General features: G+C 41.6%; 6 protein-coding genes and 1 pseudogene. All 7 read right to left on the bottom strand.

Annotated elements, in window-relative coordinates:
* Positions 1-325: 325 nt before the first annotated feature.
* The 7 genes and pseudogenes from AC07UV_RS18070 to AC07UV_RS18040 all read right to left on the bottom strand — a co-directional run bounded on the left by AC07UV_RS18070 (position 326) and on the right by AC07UV_RS18040 (position 14,134).
* Positions 326-2,101 (bottom strand): RagB/SusD family nutrient uptake outer membrane protein, encoded by a 1,776-nt coding sequence (locus AC07UV_RS18070; RefSeq protein WP_495184736.1) that lies wholly within the window; start codon positions 2,099-2,101, stop codon positions 326-328.
* A gap of 18 nt (positions 2,102-2,119) precedes the next feature.
* Entirely contained in the window at positions 2,120-5,407 is a 3,288-nt protein-coding gene (locus AC07UV_RS18065; RefSeq protein WP_495184735.1) for a SusC/RagA family TonB-linked outer membrane protein, read from the bottom strand.
* Positions 5,408-5,566: 159 nt separating this feature from the next.
* A pseudogene (locus AC07UV_RS18060) lies at positions 5,567-5,938 on the bottom strand (carbohydrate binding domain-containing protein); the annotation flags it as partial.
* A 228-nt stretch (positions 5,939-6,166) separates the two neighbouring features.
* Complete coding sequence (locus AC07UV_RS18055; protein ID WP_495184734.1) at positions 6,167-7,636, bottom strand: alginate lyase family protein; 1,470 nt, start codon at positions 7,634-7,636, stop codon at positions 6,167-6,169.
* Between the two features lie 31 nt (positions 7,637-7,667).
* Complete coding sequence (locus AC07UV_RS18050; protein WP_495184733.1) at positions 7,668-9,293, bottom strand: RICIN domain-containing protein; 1,626 nt, start codon at positions 9,291-9,293, stop codon at positions 7,668-7,670.
* 132 nt (positions 9,294-9,425) lie between these two features.
* The gene (locus tag AC07UV_RS18045) at positions 9,426-11,009 is read right to left on the bottom strand and encodes a SusD/RagB family nutrient-binding outer membrane lipoprotein (RefSeq protein ID WP_495184732.1); all 1,584 of its coding nucleotides are present in this window, start codon (positions 11,007-11,009) and stop codon (positions 9,426-9,428) included.
* A gap of 11 nt (positions 11,010-11,020) precedes the next feature.
* Positions 11,021-14,134, bottom strand: a complete 3,114-nt coding sequence (locus tag AC07UV_RS18040; protein WP_495184731.1) for a SusC/RagA family TonB-linked outer membrane protein — start codon at positions 14,132-14,134, stop codon at positions 11,021-11,023.
* Positions 14,135-14,943 lie beyond the last annotated feature (809 nt).

The raw sequence follows: 14,943 nt of genomic DNA, 5'->3' as shown, positions 1-14,943 counted from the left end.
TACTTACTCTTATGGGAATAATTTTAACACTTTACCTCATTGAGGGAAGTGTGGACATACGTATTTTGATCTGTTACTCGGTGGCAGCAATAGTTTCTGGTCTATCTTTTAAAATTGAAAAAATTTGATATGAAACCCGAATTAGCTACTATTGTAGCTATATATCTTGGATAAGAAGGTAATGATAGCAGATGAATTAAATGAGGCTCAATACAAAAGGAAGTCCTCACCGCGATGAGAGGACTTCCAATGATATTACTAAAAAACAAAAAATAATGTTAAACTAGTTTTTATTATTTTATTTGATGAATTATGCTTGATTATATTACCAGCCCGGATTTTGCTTAATCTTTGAGTTAAGTGTGCTCTGATCCAGTGGAATGGGAGATAAATAATCCCGATCCAGTTTAAATTGGAATCCATTCGATAAACCAGCTATATTCCGGTAATATTCAATATATCCCTGTGCATCCACTGGTAAGCTTTTAACTGCCGTAGAGATAGCTTCGGGCACACCGGCCCCCTCCCATTGGGCTCGTTTCGCTCCTTTGGGTTTCCAGCCAGCAATCTTTTCTCCAATTGCTGCCCACCGAAACAAATCATCTGCACGATACCCCTCTGCAGCCAGTTCTACTCTACGCTCCCGTCGTATCTCATTGAGCAATGGACTGATTGCTTTAAATTCCTGTTTGGGATCCTGTATAATAGTTGCAATAGTAAGATCAGGCATATTGACACGCCTTCTCAATAGATTGATGCTGCGGTCCAGATCAGCCTGTGTCAATTGTCCCAATTCAGCCTTCGATTCTGCATAGATAAGATAGGCTTCTGCAAAACGAAAAATAATCTGTCCTGTAGTACCTAGATCCTGTTGCTGATTATAGTCAGGATTATGTCCTTTATACAATTGATATCCGGTAATGGATTTACCTTCATTTGCAACCTCAAAAGAGGGGTATTGAAATGCGAGTGGAGCCTGCCCATTTGGCCTGTTATTCGTCAATATATGCTGGCCGTCATTCACATAAATTGTTTGAGCAAGACGGGGATCTCTATCCTTTACAACATCGTTCAGGGTTGCGTCGCCCTTATAAAGCGTACTGACCGAGATGGGCTTACCATCTTTACAGAGATAGGCGTCTACCAGATCTTTTGTCAGGCCCCTGCCAGCACCCGAATTGGTGTAACGATGCCATCTATGCCCTAGATTAAGAGCGAGATTGAATGCCCGCCAAAGCATAATCTCATTGTTTGAACTGTAATTTACCTGATTAAAGAGATTCCAATAACCATTTGGATCGCCTGCAAATGAGGTCAATGCATAACCAGCTGAATTATCGAGCAGCGCCGTAGTGATCGTTGCGGCCTTTTCCAGATATTTTCTCCCGTCAGATCCCTCGACAGCAAAATCACCCTTCTGATAACGCTCCCAGGTGCCCTCATACAATGCGATACGCGCCTGAAACAACATGGCGACTTCCTTGGTGATTCTGGATGCTTCCGCAAGACTTTTGCTCGGTAGATAACTCACCGCTTTGTCCAGATCATTCATCATTGAATCAACAACAATATTGCGCGGTAACCGTTCGTTAAAAACCTCCGGTGAAGAAGGTGTCAACGGCATGTTCAACCAGGGAAGACCGCCAAAGGTTTTTAGTTTGGAAAAATAAAAATATGCTCTGAAAAACAGGGCTTCCCCTACATAGGTCTTTACATTATCAAAAGGCTCCTGGACCCGGGAATAATTTGCAAGAAAATAATTAACATTGCGTAGCTGACTCCAATCTGCATAGTCACCATAACCTCCGCCACTGCCGGGTACGACACGTTCGCCATTCAATGCGGTATTATAACTGACAGCGATCATATTGTCACTACCATCGGCATCCAGACCATAGATCCCCGTACTACCCCATCCGTTATAGTTAGGTAGCATACTGTTGTAAAAATTATTGGCATACAACTTCAGATCATTAGATGTTTTCCAATAATCGGCATCACTGATATTGGTCTCAGGGGTCTGCTCCAGAAGATCTTTCTGACAGCTACTCATAGCAATAACTCCAAAAACAGTCCATATTATTAATTGAATACGTTTCATCTCAAATGCATGTTTATGTTAAAAAGAAAAATTGATACCTGCTGAATAAGTCCGTTGCAAAGGATAGATCTTGGCATCACTTATTGATAGTTCCGGATCCATGGTTTTAATCAGGCTGGTCACTGTAAACAGGTTCTCCACACTGACATACAGGCGGGCTTTACTGAAACCTATTTTATTTAACCAGTCCTTTGGCAAAGCATAGCCCACCTGTAGATTCTTGAATCGCAGATAAGCAGCATTTTGCAGATATCTCGTCTGTGGCTGTGTATTTTTTCCATTTTCATCTGTCAGGTAAAATTTGGGAAAATATCCATTCGGATTTTGCTCCGTCCATCTATCCATATGTACATCAAAAGGCGAACTTTGCCATTCATCACCTACGATCCCCCAGAAATAATTAGAACCTATCCAGGCATCACGTTTACCGATACCCTGAATAAAAAAAGACAGATCAAAATTTTTATAGTTCAGGTCCCCGGTAAATCCAAATGCATAACGTGGTGTGTTGTTCCCGATCACACTACGGTCTCCCGGATCAGAAATAGTATTGCTTCCGAAATCAATTTCCCCATTGTTATTCGCATCCACATAACGGACATCTCCTGGTTTCCAGGTCCGCCCAGATATTTTTGTCTGTGGAACGGTTGCCTCTATTTCCGCCTGATTCTGAAACAACCCATATGTTGTGTATCCCCATATCTCACCCATCTTCTGTCCGGCATACCAGGTATCCGACCCTATAATTCCTGTCGGATTGGGGTATCGGGTTACCTTGCCGGTATAGTCGCTCAGCGAAAGACGGGCTCCATAACCCAGTTCACCAATTTTATCTCTCCAGCTCAGGCTTAGTTCCATCCCCCTTGTTTCCATAGCCGCATTATTGACGGTTGGCGGAGTCGCCCCCAGTATCCCCGGCAGTGCCTGAGCAGGCCCCGCAAAATCATTTGCTTTGCGGATATACCAGTCAAAGGAGGCGTTTAATTTATTTTTCAAAAAGCTCATATCAGCTCCGATATTGAGGGTCGTCGTCGTCACCCAGGTCAGATCCGGATTTACAAGGTTCGGTGGGGTGACAGAAGCTTGTTGATTGCCTCCGAAAAGCCAGTTGGTATTGGGTGGACTGGTTGTACCCAGGCTCGGATAGAAAGGATACCAGACCGGATTATTCGGATCTGTATCCAAAAATGCCTGATCACCTAATGATCCATAAGAACCCCGAAGTTTAAACGCTGAAACGGTTGGTAGAATTGGTTCAAAAAATGCTTCTTTGTCCAAGTTCCAACCTAAAGATACGCCCGGATAGAACTTCCACCTTACATCTCCTAGGAAACGTGAGGTACCGTCATACCGTCCGTTAAATTCAAATAGGTATTTTTGTTTGTAGTTATAATTGACACGACCGAAGAAACCATCCGAAGCGATCTTACGGACAAAATCACTGATGGAAGGTGCTGGCCCATAGGTACCCGATAAAGAAGGGAGATCATTCGAATATAACTGGTTGTTACTTGCCCCATAGCGTTGGAATTCTGTATAATCGCGTACAAAACCACCCATCACACTGAAAAAATGATCGTCGAGTTGTTTCTCGTATTTAGTAAAAGCATTAATAATATGATGTTGTATGCGGTAATTAGACCTGCTAAACCCATTGGGAAATGTGCCACCAATCGGATACTGTGATCCGTCGGGGCGGAAAGAATAAAGGGTTTTGGTATGTGATGATTGATCCTGAAAGGAAGCGTCAAACGTGTAATTTGTTGTCGCGGTCCATCCCGGTGCCAACCGGAAAACAAACTCACCTGTCAACAGGGCCTTGTCAAGGATGGATTTCGTCCTTCCTCCGTCCAATTGCAGGGGCACATCGTTAGCTTCTGAAAAATTTCCGTCTGGATTATATAAGGGTACCGTCGGCCATTTTCGGGCCATCTGATGCATATAATTGCCACCTGTCCGTCCACTATAGGTATTGGGTGTATTTGTTAGTTCCTTAGAAAAACTGCCTCTCCAGCTAAAATCAACCCACTTCGCAACCTGAGTTGTTATATTTGTGCGTGCATTGAATCTTTTATAGTTATCCACCCCATAATTATACATCCCGGCGCGGTCATTATAGCCCAATCCGACATAGTAGGTTGTGTTTTCAGAGCCACCGGAAACGCCTATATTGTGCTGTTGGCTAAATGCCAGATCTTTAAAATAGATTTTAAACCAATCGTTATTTGCATTTCCGGTATTAAAGGAATAATATTCGTTGGCTCCTGCTGCAGTACTTGCAATAGTTTCAGTTGCCAGGGATCCATTTTGATAGGCAACAATCCGATCTATGGTTTCCTGATTGAAAATCGCGCTTCTACCTGCATTTAAAGCAGCTTCATTATATAAATTGGCAAAGTCCAGCGAGTTTAACATCTTCGGAAGATTGATCGGCTGCGCCCAACTTAGGTTATTGTTATACGTGATCGCTGGTTTACTCCCTTTTTTTCCCTGTTTTGTAGTGATCAGAATCACGCCATAAGGAGCGCTGGAACCATAAATAGCTGCCGACGCCGCATCCTTTAATACAGAGATATTCTCTATGTCGTCCGGGTTTAGCGTATTAATATCTCCACCTTGTACACCGTCAATAACAATCAAGGGGGCCCCTGAAGATCCCAGGCCGGTAAACCCCCTGACATTAATACTCTGTGTCGCGTTAGGTGCTCCACCACTGTTCCCGCTGATTACGTTAAGCCCCGGAAGCTGTCCCTGCAAAGCTTGGCTAACCCGTGAAATAGACCGGTTTTGAAGAACCTCCCCGCCAATCTGTGATACTGCTCCGGTGACCAGCGCTCTATTTTGTTTACCATATCCTACCACCACGACTTCTTCCAGGCCATTAACTGAAGATTGCAGGGTAATCTGTATCGTTCCGGTACCGGAAACAACTTTTTCCTGGGCTGCGTATCCTACTGCCGTGATGACTAATGTTGCGTTAAGGGGCGCATTGATCCTGAATGCTCCATCTTTGTCAGTGGAAGCTGCAACAGATGTTCCTTTGACTTTTATGGTTACACTGGAGACGGCTTCTCCCTCTTTATTGACTACGCGTCCCGAGACCTCATGCTGGTCAACCGATAAACTATTTAATCGTAATGGAGCATCTTTATCAAGATGGTGTAATGTGATGGAGAGATCTGACGGAAGAAAGCTACCGCCACTCGCATAAGACGTATTGGCCAGCAACGGTAACAAGAATCCCAACGAGAAAATTTGCTTTTTCCGAAAACATACCTTGGCTTGTGTAATAATTGGATTTTTCATTTAAAACTAGATTTAACAGATTATTGATTTTACTGTTCAGTTGTTAAAATAGGTCTAAAGTTTTTTTTACAGATATTATTTGAAATAGGCTGTTTACAAAAACAATCCTTAAAGTTTACCTCCTTTCATAATTTTGATTTATACTAAGCGTAATTGATGTTATAATTTTTCTACATAAAAATCATCGCCATAAGCGATATCTTTGACCGCCCCTTTTTTATAGAAGTAAACATCCGCAAAAGTGTTCGTAGCACCTGTAGTAAAGGTTACTGATTTTTGCTCATACTGCGTTGTTGTCACATTAACATCTCTTACGACACCACCATAGTTTTTAACCCCTAGAACCGCGTAGCTACCTGCCATAGAAAGTTTACAGGAACCTTTGAAAACATAAGTTGTGTTGGGAATGAGACCTGTGATCCGCTGTTGTATAGAGCACTCTCCTGCTCCCTGCAAATGTATTGCTTTCAAACCAGTACTCGCGTCCGAAGCAACAATAGAAGCAGTTCCTCCTGCGTTCCAGGTAATCCAGGGAGTTAGTCCAGCCGTAAGTTGAGATTATATCTGATCATCTTATTTTTATCGACTATGCCACAAGCATTAAATATTTGTATAGGAAAGAATCCACAAGCAATTTATTATCCAATCTGGCCCCCATACAATGCGTAAAAGTTTGCATTTTATTTTTATTAGTAGGTAACCCAATATTTATTGATGGGATTACCTACTTTTTTAAATTCGTTTCAAACAACGGTCTAACTATCTATTGATAATAATGAAAGAACTTGTTGAATCATTAAATGAAAGAGAGGAAAGATAACTAATATTGCTTTTTATCTCCTTAAATACGCCTCCTGCCGCAATGGAGTCCCTAAAGTCGCCCGAGTATAATAGAACGGTACGATTGGAGGGAACTTTCAAACTAGAAATATCATTATCCAAAATATTGATCAAGGTCATTTTAGCCGACGAGTAGCCTCCTATTCCCAAAAGAGCAACAGAATTAACGTAATTAGTATGTTTGAAAAGCTCTACTGTAGGGATATCACTTGCTGGCAGCGATTTTCCCAAAAGAGCAAGATAGCGATTCAATTTATTGTAACGACTAGGATTACCGTCAAGCAGCGCAATATAGGGATAGACTCTTTCAGGAAAAAAACCAACAAGTTTATCTAAAACATAAATATCACGAGCTGGTTTATATCGCCCTCTTCGTGGTCCATTACGTTCATCGATGAATATACTATTTTTAAATTCATCATGGTACAACCCGCACAAATAGGGCTCCCAAAACCGAATCGCATTTTCTAATTTAAATCCTTTACTTGTTGTCTTATTTAAAAAAATAGTCCCCTCACTTTCCCCCTCCTGGTCATGAATAGCTTTTAAAAAAGGTACTGCAGAGTAGAGCCCATACGCTTGATATACGAGAGCACTACGATCTTGAAAATCTCGTGTTTTTCCATCTCCTACGGCCAGATATTTTTCAAGAAACGTATTGTATTCATTTTTCGCTTGTGTGATTAAGCTTGCATCGTTTAAAATATATCCCGAATAGATTAAAAGCGATAGGCGCTGCGCTTCCCAATTATTATCTTTATTGACCTGACTGCCGTCCTGTACAGTGAATTTACCGCCATCTGTCGTTGCCCTACGACGGATCCAACGGTCTATCGTATCTCGATCTGCTAAGGACATAGCTGGCTTTAAGAGCGAATATCCTTCGTACATCCCCCAAAATGCTGTCTCGACCGGTCTATGCCAGGACGAAACATTTACTTTCGCCCAAGTTTTAAGAATTTCTGCAGCTTTGTTGATGTAAACCTGCCGCGATATCGAATCTGATGTCGCAAATGATTTCAAAGCCAAAGCCACAACCCTGTTCGCGTCATTTCCAGCTGCAGATTCTGACTGAGGCCTTGAATCATATATATTACTATAAGCCACCGTCTTATGGGTCAATGCTGCATTAGCGCTCTCTTCAAAAAGTCGTAACACCAAGGGCGCTATCGCCGGATTTGCGAGATCAGTCTTAAATTGATTATACCCAAGCTCATCGAACATCAGGTTTTTTGTGTAGGGTAGCATTGCGGAGTTCCCGGTCTGAGCGCGGGCATTCAACATTAATGGTTCTGTAGCAGCCAACTGATTTTTCTGGCAGCCAGAGATGCTTAAGAGCCCAAGTCCTAAAGCATACAGAATTCCGATTTGAATAGGTTTAATTTTCATAATTTAAATTAATGTGTTTATAAATGATAAATTAGTTAACGATCTTCCAGCGTTGTCCAAGAGCATTATTTATATCCCAGATTTGGATCTTGGTACCATCTAATGTTTTTGATCCATCTAGATCCAGGTTTTTTCCGGGTGCACTCGCTGGTGCTAAGGTATAATATCCGTTGCCTAGATCTTTCACTTTCCAAAGCTGCCCTCTGCTAAAGTTAGCAGACCAGATTCGTATCGGTGTTCCAGCGATATCTTTTGTTGCATCGACATCCAACACCATTGTTTTGTCCAGTGCTGAATTGATTACATAATTTCCTCCACCCGCGCTGTAAAACTTCCATTTTTGTGCATTATTATTTGTGAACTGAAATAACTGTAAACTTGTCCCATTAGCAATAGCCGCATTTTTCACATCAATAACACTACTACCATTTACGCCCGTAACTAACTTATAAAGCTCTCCTCGCCCAGGGATATTTACTGCCGGGGGTGGGATAATCGGATTAGGATTATTCAGCATTGCCAAATATCTATTCAGATTGGCAAAACGGGAAGGATTAGGAGACAATTTTTGTATATAAGGGTAGATTCGCCCTGGAATTATTTTCACTAAAAGATCCAATACATAAACATCGCCCGTCGGATTATAAGTGCCCCTTCTTTTATCCCGTTCATCAGCTAAAATGGTGTTTGCAAATTCATCGTGATAGAGCCCGTTCAAATATGGTTCCCAAAGGCTGATAGATGCATCGTAACTATATCCCTTGGTATTCTTTTGATAAAGAGTTGCCACTGCAGCTTCCTTACCTTCCATATTGTAGACTGCTCCAGCAATAAAAGCAACAAATCTTAACATATAGCTATGATAGACAAAAGCATCTCTATTTTTCAAATCATCTGTTAGACCTTCAGCATTCAAGATATTGAGGTCAAGATAACTTTTGTAGGATGCTTTGGCTTTGTCTAACAACGTCATATCCTGTAAGATGTATCCTGAATAGTATAAAAAACATATACGAATAGTCTGCCAATTGGAGGCTTGGGAGCCATTGATGAAAGCGTTCTGTCCATTCAGTGCCCTACCCCTTATCCAATTATCGATAGAATCTCGATCAATTGGTTTGATTACTGAACGTATGGCAGAATAACCTTGGTACATTCCGAGAAAGGCCGTTTCAATAGGTGTATGCCAAGAAACTGTATTGGTTCGTGCCCAAGCTTTTAGAATATCAACAGCCTTATTTAAATAAACTTGTTGCCTGGCAGAATCACTTACCGTCACAACTTTGAGAGCAAGAGCCACTACGCGGCCTGAGTCATCACCAGCTGCTTTTTCGGCAATAGTTCTCTGTTGCGCATCTGTCGGGTACAAAGTTGAATAAGGGATTATCTTGGCCGTAAGAGCCTCATTAGCGGTAGTTTCATACAGCGCATTCACTATACTGCTGTCCCCCCCACGAACCTCGGCCATCAGCTTACGATACCCCTCTTGGTCAAATAGAAGATTTTTGGATGCCATATCAAATAGGTCCCCTGAAGATGTTACTGCCTTTTTCGAAAGTTCATCCTTCGTTTGCTCGTCAAGTAATTGTTTTTGACAACTTGTTCCGAGAGCGCATACTCCAACAAGGAGCATCATGCTTATTTTAATAGAATTCATAAGTCGAAATATAAAATATATAAATAAATCTAATTCTTAAGCTTTCATTGGTATCTGCAATCTTCTAATATCATTCCGCATCTAACTGACTATAATTAAGAGGCTTAGTCATTGACCAATAACAAGACGTTTTTATTTCGTCCTAACATCCCACCATACGCTAGTCTGCACATTATCTTTTCCACCTAATTTTTCCAAAGCAGATGCGTAGCCTTTGGGATCCAATGCGGATATATTGGGCGGATATGTTAACCGATGCACACTATTTGGATCTGTCGAAGCCTCGGGGTTGTCATTATTCAGCCTGGAATATAACTTTGGAAATCCTGTTCTGCGATATTCAGCCCAAGCCTCCGGACTCTGAGGAAATAATGCAAGCCATTTTTGGGTAATGATCTGTTCCAATTGCTTATCTGCACTGACACTAAATTTAACAGGTATATCTGTTAATGCCGGCGTCTGAAACACATCATTCAATGCAGCAGGCGTCTTCACGCTTTCAATATATGTATTCCCAATCGTGGTTTCTATTCCCCACTGATCCATAGATGCCTTTATGCCCTGCTTATAGTATTGCTCGGGGGTCTGCTGACCGACATTCCAGCCTTTCAATTTTGCTTCCGCCAGTAAAAAATACGTTTCGGCAGTGACCATAATTGGAAAAGGAGCCTGGCCTTGATTTTGAAAGCCAATTTTTATGGCAAGATTGGAATTATCGTCGGCGGTGTTTCCAACAGCTTGCATCTGTGCGATACTCAGCCCATTTCTCACCCCCTTAAACTTTCCGGAATTCTTAGCAGGCGAGAAATATACCGGTAATCGTGGATCATCATAACCTTGCAATATACTTTGCATGGCAGCACTCATCCGAAACTCGCCCCAATTGGATATTGCCGCTAGCGGATTTGGTGTATTATTGCTGACTTTCAGTAATGCATTGTCACCCGCAACTTGTAATACCCCCCCTGCTGCTGCTGCAGCAGCATCTTCGGCCTCTTTGCGCGCCATTGCAGGCTCCACTGCGGATATCCTTAATGCTATCCGCAACCGCAAACTATTGGCAAATCGGAGCCATTTTTTTGTATCACCGGCATAAATAAGATCTCCATCTCCCAATCCACTCACTGCATCGGCCTTGCTAAGGGTTGCTGCTGATTCTTTCAGAATCTTGATAAAATCCATGTAGATCTCTCGCTGACCATCAAATAAAACTACGCTCTTTTTATTGCCGGCTTCGCTATAAGGTAGTGGACCGTATGCATCGGTAAGAAGCTGGTAGGTATATACTTTCCAAACTTGTGCTATGGCATAGATTGCTGGATTATCCAGTACTGCCCCGGGGGCAGTATGGCCCAGTACTTCTGCAAGTTGGTTCTGACCAATATAAAATTGATCCCAAGAACCATTGAGCCAACTCCCTACCATGACATTTCGGTCACTTGGAAACTTGGTCTGAACACATGAAAAATACTGCGCACGCTGATCGGTAAACAGCGATTGAAAGAGCTGATAGGTTCCACCGCTACCGGTTCCCGCCATAATCCCATAATACTGTGATGCGGAAAATAGATATTTGAGGGATAGGGCGTCAACTGCTGATAAAGCATTGGGGTTTTCATTGAGATCCGTAATATCTTTTTTGCATGAAGTGATCAATACACTTCCTACAATAAGGGAAGCAATGGCTATTTTTATTTTATTATTATTTCGTTTCATCTCATATAAATTTAAAATTGTAACCGGATGTCAAGGCCATACAAACGTGTCGGCGGAAGGCCAAATGACTCCAAACCAACCGACGTTGCAGCGCTGCCCACAACTGATTCAGGATCAAAATTTTTGGCTTTATTCATCAGAAAGAAAAGATTGCGTCCAGTCAATGAAAATGTCGCACCTTTAATAAAACTTTTTTCGAGAATAGATTCTGGCAAGCTATAGCTAATCAATAGCTCACGAAGCCGGATATTTGATGCGCTGTATGTAAACTGTTCACCAATGGGCGTATTTCTGCCGCCTATAGCTTGAAAATATTGTTCAGCAGTTATTGATTTGCTGTTTTTATCCCCATTGGCATACACACCATCGAAAATAAAACCTTCGCGGCCGACTAATGTACGTGTAGACAATCCATCACTGTCTATCACGGCATCTGTCAACGAAGACACAACCCCACCAATTCGTGCAGAAATCAAGAAGCTCATGGCCCAGTTTTTATATTTCAACGTATTACTCCATCCTCCAATCCAATCTGGTCGGGTATTGCCGAGATAAACGGATTGTTGGGAAGTAACCAAAGGCATACCAGAATCTTCATCAACTAATATCCGTCCCTGGGTATCGCGTACGAAGCCTCGGCTGTATAGCTCACCAAATGGACGACCAACAACAGCTTTGATTGTATTCATAAAATCTGATGCGCCAACGTATTCGTTTAATCCTCCAAAAATAGAGAGTACTTTATTGTCATTCTGTGCGTAATTAAAAGATGTCTTCCATGAAAAATTTTCTCCTCTTATTGGCGTGCCCTCCAGCATGATTTCAAATCCGTTATTTCTTACATCCCCGGAATTAATATATTGCGAAGTAGATCCTGAGGCCGTCGGTAGCGTAACATTAAAGAGTTGATCTTTTGTATTCGTATTATAATAGGTAAATGAAAGACCCAACCTATTCGCCCAAAAATCGACATCAAAACCGGCCTCGTAACCAGTCGTACGCTCTGGACGCAATTGATCATTAAATAAAGTGGTTGATGGTAAAACGAGAATGCTCGATCCTCCTTGAACGGTAGAATAAGGGGCCATCAGTTGATAAGGACCCGCATCGTTCCCTGTGCGTGCCCAGGATCCACGGATTTTGGCAAAACTAATTATATCTGGAAGTTTGACCATATCCGACAACACAGCAGTGAGACCAATAGACCCAAATGGATAAACATTTTCATTCTTAGGAAGAGTGGATGAACGATCAATCCGCCCAGTCAAATTAAGAAAAAGGAATTTTTTAAAACCTACATCTGCAGCCGCAAAAACCGATTGTTTTTCAAACGCGTAGGTATTGCGCGTCGTAATAGATTGCAAGGCATTACCCGTATTAAAAAAATTGGGATAGATCAATTGTGTATTGTTCGTATTGCCGATCACAAATTTATTATATTGTATATTAGCTCCCCCATTAGCATTAAGCGTCCAATGTTCACCGAACTGTGTATTATAAGTCAACAATAAATCATTATTGAGTTCCAGTGCATCGTTGTTGCCAATCTGATAGTTGCCATTTGGTGCAATGACATAAGTATCATTATACCAGCGTAGATCATAACTGTCCAATGATCGATCCATCCCAGAACGAAACATCACATTGAGATTGGGCAATATTTTGTAATTCAATGCGACAAAACCCATTATACGATTTCGCTCATCCACTGTCGGCGTATTGTTCATTATCCAATACGGATTTTGGCCTCCGTTTGAGGTGGGATTCCAGTAATTTTGTCGTAAACGACCGTTTTCATCTGTAAATTGATAGTTTTTTATATCGGCCAAGTCGATATTGGTAGGTACCCGTACAATCTGGCGATTTACATTATCGAACGTTTCCCCTGTCTTGATGGCATTGTTCACCCTTTGGTATAAGTAAGTTAACTTGCTGTCATAAGAAAACCGGCTAGTTCCCAAATCTCCGCCCAACCGTAAGTTCAGATTATGCCTGATCATCTTATTTTTATCGACAATACCACCAGCGTAAGTATTCGTATAGGAAAAATAAGCATTTGTATGCTCGGTTCCGCCATTGATGGCGAGGCTATTTATTGTGGTAATACCTGTCTTATAGAAAGATTTGTAATTATCGGGATTTGTACTATAAGGGACTTTTTTGCTGGCATCCTCAGGGCGTAAACTCCAGGAATCCACAAACAATTTGCTATCTAGCTTAGGACCCCAGGAATATTCGCTGGAGGGAATATATTCCCCATTGCTGCCCTGTCCATACTCTTGCTGAAAATCATGTAGCTGCATCGCTGCTTCAAGTTGCGTACTAGACCCGAAGCTAATTCCGATCCCTTTTCGGGCATTACCTTTCTTGGTCGAGATCAACAATGCTCCATTGGAAGCCCTGCTTCCGTAAAGCGCTGCTGCGGAAGCACCTTTCAAGACGTTGACAGATTCAATATCATTAGGATTTACGCTCGAAATCCCATCACTTACATCCCGCCCACCCGTTGCATTTCCGGGAGAAGTCGTCGCAAAAGAATAATAATTATTATTGATAGGAATCCCATCCACAACAACAAGTGCCTGGCTATTGCCGGTCATCGACCGCTCACCTCGCAACACGACCCTACTGGATCCACTAACCCCTGATGAAGAGCGTGTAATATCCAATCCTGCTACGCGTCCGGACAATGAATTAGCAATATTCGGTTCAGGAACTTTAGCAAAAGACCCCACATCAAGCGACTGGGCGGCATAGGTCAAGGTCTTCTTTTCTTTCTTTATACCCAATGCAGTTACCACAACTTCTTCAATCTTCTCACTGGACGAAATCATTTCTACTATCAGATTCTTCTGACTGGATACACTTACCGTCTGCGCGGTATAACTTACATACGAGAACGATAGCATTGCATCGGGTTTTACCACAATGGTAAATTCCCCCTGTGCATTTGTGGCTGCCGCTTTTGATCCACCGATTTCTTTAATCGTGACACCTTGGAGCGCCAACTTGGTATCCTTATCGATTACCTTACCACTCACACTGAATGCTTGCTGAGCCGCACTAATCTGTGCATAGAGGGCCAAGGCGGGAATAAGCCCCAAGGTCTTTGAAATTGAATTCATTGATTATAATTTATTAAGGTTTAAAATTGTATTTCATTACTTTACATCCAGCTCAACGAATCTGCATGAATCACGTTCGCGCTAAAACCGTCATTGAGGCACTCAGCTTAGCAACTTTTTTTATTTCAAGGTATTATCCTCCCCAAACAGATTATTTTCCGTAGATACCTAATCTATTGAGCGTATCTATTCGTAATAATAAAATCTATAATTAACTATACTGTAAACAGAAGAGCCTCGTTTTGCAGCTCGTCCAAAAGTTGTTTAAGTTTATCCAGGAAAAAACCTGAATCAATTAGTCGCAGAATAAAAATAGAATCAACACCTATCATCCGCAAACCTTTCTAGACGAAATACACTATTTCCTAGATCAAACTATAATTGTGTATATCCCTAAACTCAGACAACGAAAAAAGAAGCGAAATTTTCGATTCTCAAAGGCTATATTTCACCTAATTAGCAGTATTTAGCACTGACCGAGTCGAAGGGAACAATAATTTTAAAACAAAGGGTGACCTCAACCATACATTCTCCAGGATTCCTGTCACATAATTGTTGTCCTTCAAAAAATTCTAATCGTACAACTACATCCGTCCTGTACGAAAATTTTGTGACGATATTGGAAGAAATTACCACAGGTTGAGGACTTAATTACATAACCCTATATCGGTAATTTTATGCTGGTGATATGCTATAAAATAGGCCTCAGAACTCAATAAAAAACTATAAATAAGATTGATAACAGCTTTGATAATTCTCTGAAACTGCACAAGAATTCACTCTACCTTGGGATAGGTAACTGAATCAAG

The organism is Sphingobacterium sp. GW821-FHT03E03, assembly GCF_059420745.1.
This window is presented reverse-complemented; position numbering and strand designations above follow the sequence as displayed.

Excerpts from the sequence above, each read along its gene's own strand:
- AC07UV_RS18070 (WP_495184736.1), bottom strand. The coding sequence starts at position 2,101 with ATGAAACGTATTCAATTAATAATATGGACTGTTTTTGGAGTTATTGCT.
- AC07UV_RS18065 (WP_495184735.1), bottom strand. The coding sequence starts at position 5,407 with ATGAAAAATCCAATTATTACACAAGCCAAGGTATGTTTTCGGAAAAAG.
- AC07UV_RS18055 (WP_495184734.1), bottom strand. The coding sequence starts at position 7,636 with ATGAAAATTAAACCTATTCAAATCGGAATTCTGTATGCTTTAGGACTT.
- AC07UV_RS18050 (WP_495184733.1), bottom strand. The coding sequence starts at position 9,293 with ATGAATTCTATTAAAATAAGCATGATGCTCCTTGTTGGAGTATGCGCT.
- AC07UV_RS18045 (WP_495184732.1), bottom strand. The coding sequence starts at position 11,009 with ATGAAACGAAATAATAATAAAATAAAAATAGCCATTGCTTCCCTTATT.
- AC07UV_RS18040 (WP_495184731.1), bottom strand. The coding sequence starts at position 14,134 with ATGAATTCAATTTCAAAGACCTTGGGGCTTATTCCCGCCTTGGCCCTC.